The organism is Microbacterium sp. CnD16-F (assembly GCF_024124465.1).
Taxonomy (GTDB): Bacteria; Actinomycetota; Actinomycetes; order Actinomycetales; family Microbacteriaceae; genus Microbacterium; species Microbacterium gawkjiense.
Genome location: NZ_JAMXSA010000093.1, coordinates 1 through 4,742, shown reverse-complemented (window position 1 = coordinate 4,742; position 4,742 = coordinate 1). Strand labels below are relative to the sequence as shown.

Here is a 4,742-nt window from a genome sequence, read left to right as displayed (position 1 = left end):
CCGCGGCAGAGGCATCGACAGCCTCCCCAGCATTCGCACCACCACCGACGAGACCCCTGGCTAGACTGCCCGCAACCGTTCACTTTTCGAGCGCCGAAAGTGACCAGGATTCACCCGCCGCCGACACAGGCCACGACGAATCGGAGGTTCACTACCGACTCATCCGGACGGAGGAGGACGCGGGCGCAGTCTCGTTCGCGGGCTCCCCCACGATCACCCTGGATGGCAACGATCTCTTTCCGGGGTCGGGGCGAAGCAATGACCTCGCCTGCCGTATTTACAGCACCCCTGCTGGGCTGGCCGGGATGCCAACGGTTGAACAGATTCGAGAGGCGCTCTCCGCTCATGGCGACTGACGAGGACGTTGCGTGCACGTGCTGCGGGCGACATCTGCCACGCAAGAAGCTGCACGCATTCGGAGACGATCGCGCTTTCATCTGTCGACGATGCGGCTGGTGGGTGGCTCTGCGCCTACATCGCGACCGCCCGCCTGCCTAAGCGTGAACTCACTCAACGGCTGCCCACGGCGATCGCGCCGATGTAGAGGGCGAGTTGATGGGTGTCCCACCACCGCACAACGGATCTCACTCGGTGCTCTCATCCCCGGCGCGGATCATGAAAACTGCTCCGGTGATCGCTGCGGCGAAGATTACGATGTCGGCGATGTTGCCGATGAACCAGTTTCCGTAGGCGAGGAAGTCCACGACGTGACCACGGGCGAATCCGGGGTCCCGGAAAAGGCGGTCGCCTGCGTGTGAGGCGGAAGCGCCGCCGAGCGCGCCGATGACGATCGCCCATCTCGCGCGTTGCACTCGGAACGCGAACACGATCGCTGTGACCGTGGCGGCGACAGCGAGCAGCGCGAACACCCAGGTGAAGCCTTCCCCGAAGGAGAATGCCGCTCCGGGGTTATAGGCGAGCTGCAAACCCAGCAGGTCACCGATCAGCGGGATGCGCTCACGGTCGGTGAGGGTCGCTTCGGCCCACACCTTGGTTCCCTGATCGATCAGCACGACGACCACTGCGATCAAGAGCGCTCCACCAGTGAGCTGCCGCCGCCGGGTCGACGACAGCTTGCGCGCAGCGGGCGGATGAGCCTCTGACTGGGAGGAGGTCATGCGAGCACCTCGATCAGACGGACGATGACCCCAGATTCGATCAGGATGAACAGGCCCAGGCCGATGAACACGGCCGGTACGAGCCAGTGCTCGACGCGCTCCAGCCCCTCGGTAACAGCCTTGTTGGTGCCGATCAGCCGGCCGGCCGCGCACCAGACCGCGACGAGGATCAGGAATACGACGATCATGATCGCGACGTCGCTGGGGGCGCTGGTGCGGAAGATCGGCGTGTAGAGGGAGATGTTGTCGGCCCCGTTGGCGATCGTGATCCCTGCGACGCCCCATAGTCCGACCGCGGTGATCTTGGAGTCGTCATCATCGTCATCGCTGTTACGGCGCAGGCCGCGAATGAGCGTCCAGATGCCGATGCCGAGCGGGATCAGACCCAGGAAACCGACCCATTCGTCCGGAACGATGGTGAGACCGAGAGCGGCGATCACGCTGATCACGACGAGGGTGATGAACCCGAGATACTGGCCCGCGACGATCTGCCACGGCCGGGGCTTCCCTCGACTGGAAGCCAGGAACAGCACGGTGAGCACGACAATGTCGTCGATGTTGGTTGCCGCGAACAGGCCGATCGCTGAACCGATAGTTGCGAGCATCAGCTTTCCAGTCGTGGCGTGCGGGTGCGTGCGGCGCGCAGACCGTTGAGGATCACGATGACCTCCGCGACCTCGTGGACCAGGACGACGGCCGCGAGCCCCAGGACGCCGAAGAGCGCGAGCGGGAGCAGTGCAGTGATGATCAGCAGCGACAGGATGATGTTCTGGTTGATGATCCGTCGACCGCGGCGGGCGTGATCGAACGCTCGCGGGATGAGGCGCAGATCATGGCCGGTGAAGGCCACGTCGGCGGATTCGATTGCCGCGTCGGAGCCGGTGGCGCCCATCGCGATACCGATGTCTGCGCCAGCGAGGGCCGGTGCGTCGTTGATTCCGTCGCCGATCATCGCGACCGGCCCCGCCTTTGACAGCTCGCCGATCGCGGTTGCCTTATCCTCGGGACGCAGTTCCGCGCGCACGTTGCTGATCCCGGCCTGCGCGGCCAGTGCACGAGCGGTGCGGGCGTTGTCTCCGGTGAGCATCGTCACGCCGACGCCTTGGTTGGTGAGCGTCCGGACTACCTCGGGGACTTCAGGGCGCAGTTCGTCGCGGACGCCGATCGCGGCGACGGGGGTTCCGTCGCGGTGGACGATCACGACGGTCATGCCCTGCTCCTCCAACTCCGCGACCTGCTTCCCGAGGTCGCCCGCGTCCAGCCAGCGAGGACTGCCGACGGTGATTCTCGATCCGCCGACAGTGCCGTCGATGCCGTGCCCGGCCTGCTCGGTCACATCTGCAGCTGCCGGTGTGCCCGGGGCCGCGGCGGTGATCGCAGAGGCAAGGGGATGCGTGCTGTGCTGCTCCAGTGCGGCCGCCCAGGCCAGCGCCTGTGTCTCGGTCACGCCGTTCGCAGTGAGCACCGCGGTGACCGCAGGTTCGTTGCGGGTGAGGGTGCCGGTCTTGTCGACCGCGACGTGGCGGACCGTGCCGAAGCGCTCGAAGACGGCGCCGGACTTGATGATCACGCCGAACTTGCTTGCTGCGCCGATCGCGGCGACGACCGTCAGCGGCACCGAGATCGCCAGCGCACACGGAGAAGCGGCGACCAGCACGACAAGCGCGCGGGTGATCCACACCTCTGGATCGCCCAGCAGCGACCCGATGATCGCGACGAGCGCTGCGAGGATCAAAACGCCGGGTACGAGCGGGCGGGCGATCCTGTCCGCGAGACGTGCACGCTCGCCCTTCTCGGTCTGCGCCTTCTCGACCAGCTCCACGATCGTGGTGAGCGAGTTGTCGGTGCCCGCAGCGGTCGTTTCGACCTCCAGCGCGCCGGCGCTGTTGATCGCACCGGCCGACACCGCATCGCCGGGCTCGACCTCGACGGGGATCGACTCCCCGGTGATCGCCGAGGTGTCCAGGCTGGAGCGGCCAGAACGGACGATCCCGTCGGTTGCGATCCGCTCGCCGGGACGGACCACCATGACCTGGCCGACCGTCAGCTCTCTCGCGGGCACCTGCGCAGAGACGCCGTTCTGCAGCACGGTCGCTGTCTCCGGCACGAGCTTCAGCAGCGCCCTCAGCCCGCCCCGGGCACGGTCCATCGCCTTGTCCTCGAGCGCCTCAGCAATCGAGTACAAGAACGCCAGAGCCGCAGCCTCCTCCACGTAGCCGAGGATGACCGCGCCGATCGCGCTGATCGTCATCAGCAGCCCGATACCGAGCTTGCCCTTGAACAGTTTCCGGATCGCGCCGGGCGTGAACGTCGACGCACCGAGGAGCAGACCGGCCCAGAACAACACCAGCGCCGGGATCTCGAGGCCGGACCATTCAAGGATCAGACCGGCCAGGAATGCGACACCGGAGAAGACCGGCACCATGATCCCACGGTCCCTCCACCAGGGCCGCACAACCTCTTCGGTCTCATCCTCCGCCGCAGTGGCAGGCTGGGCAGGCTCGTGCTCGCAGCCACACGCCGCGCTCACGCGTCCGCCCCCGTCCCACAGCAGCCAGCCACCGTGCACGCAGAGTCCACGCACGGCGCGTGCTCATCGACCGCCAGCGTCACGTCCACGAGCGCGACGAGCGCAGCCGTAAGATGCGGGTCGGCGATCTCGTAACGAGTCTGGCGACCCTCCGGCTCGGCAACGACAATCCCGCAGTCACGCAGGCAGGTGAGATGGTTCGACACGTTCGAACGCGTCAGCTCCAGCTCACGAGAGAGCACAGCCGGGTAGCTCGGTCCACCGAGCAGAGACATTAGGATTCGGGAACGCGTGGGATCGGCCATGGCCCGGCCGAGCCGGTTCATGACATCGAGGCGTGAGGAAATAGTCAGCACAAACTGAACTATACAGTGATTGATGACCTATTGGAACGGCTTCACCCCAGGCGACATCTCTGGGGCTGGGTGTAAGTACATCCGGCTCACACCCCACCGAATACGCCTACCGAAACCCGCTTACGGCGCACGTTTCTGGCATTCGATCTGGTGTGCCTTCACTCACCGCGCCGCAAACGATCGTTTCCGGCAGCACCACCACAGCCGCGTTTCAGGGTTCGCCGGCGTCAGTTTGGGCTCCTTCTGGCGCGGGAGCGATGAAGACTTGAGCTCTGCTCGACAGAGACTTACCGCCCCCGGCAAAGTCGTCCCCGTCCGCGACGAGATACAACGACAAATTCTCCGCGCCCTCCCCTAACTTCGTTCCTGACCACAAGTAGCCCTGGTCGACGATCTGGGCCGGCTCAGTGCAGGCAACGAAGCCGACCCCGGGAGAGTCGAGCCTTTGCAAGGCGAGACAGATGAGCCGCTCATCACTGGTGCCCTTCTCCCCGGCAACAATCCATCCACGTGTCTCACCGTGGTCGAAAAGCCATCGCGCGGAGCTTGCGTCTAAGCGAACAGCGAAGGGGGCCGCACTGGGGACGTACGTATCCATCGGCTCTTGCGGCGAGGTCAAGTCCCGTGGAGTGGTGTAACCGTTTCGTGATCCTTCAGGGATGTGGGGGCTAGTTTTCGTTGTGATTGCAGATGCTCGCGACGAGCTCACTCACGGTGTCGGAGTACAGCCCAGGAGTG

General features: G+C 65.4%; 5 protein-coding genes. 1 reads left to right on the top strand and 4 read right to left on the bottom strand.

Annotated elements, in window-relative coordinates; translation table 11 throughout:
* A partial coding sequence (locus NH287_RS14700) for a hypothetical protein (protein ID WP_253036209.1) occupies positions 1 to 356 on the top strand: 356 nt, incomplete at its 5' end.
* Between the two features lie 228 nt (positions 357 to 584).
* On the opposite strand, the gene NH287_RS14695 is transcribed toward NH287_RS14700, so the two are convergent.
* From NH287_RS14695 to NH287_RS14680, 4 genes are read right to left on the bottom strand one after another with little or no spacing between them, the layout of a single operon-like run.
* Entirely contained in the window at positions 585 to 1,118 is a 534-nt protein-coding gene (locus NH287_RS14695; RefSeq protein ID WP_253036208.1) for a signal peptidase II, read from the bottom strand.
* Positions 1,115 to 1,723: a cadmium resistance transporter gene (locus tag NH287_RS14690; RefSeq protein ID WP_036275918.1), complete on the bottom strand. Its 609-nt coding sequence runs from the start codon at positions 1,721 to 1,723 to the stop codon at positions 1,115 to 1,117. The genes NH287_RS14695 and NH287_RS14690 overlap by 4 nt, the downstream gene beginning before the upstream one ends.
* Positions 1,723 to 3,648: a cation-translocating P-type ATPase gene (locus NH287_RS14685; RefSeq protein ID WP_197491836.1), complete on the bottom strand. Its 1,926-nt coding sequence runs from the start codon at positions 3,646 to 3,648 to the stop codon at positions 1,723 to 1,725. Before NH287_RS14685 ends, NH287_RS14690 begins: the two co-directional genes overlap by 1 nt.
* Positions 3,645 to 4,004, bottom strand: coding sequence for a helix-turn-helix transcriptional regulator (locus tag NH287_RS14680; RefSeq protein WP_036275916.1), 360 nt, complete (start codon positions 4,002 to 4,004; stop codon positions 3,645 to 3,647). Before NH287_RS14680 ends, NH287_RS14685 begins: the two co-directional genes overlap by 4 nt.
* Between the last annotated feature and the right edge of the window lie 738 nt (positions 4,005 to 4,742).

Coding starts and splice junctions, on each gene's coding strand:
- NH287_RS14695 (WP_253036208.1), bottom strand. CDS start 1,118: ATGACCTCCTCCCAGTCAGAGGCTCATCCGCCCGCTGCGCGCAAGCTG.
- NH287_RS14690 (WP_036275918.1), bottom strand. CDS start 1,723: ATGCTCGCAACTATCGGTTCAGCGATCGGCCTGTTCGCGGCAACCAAC.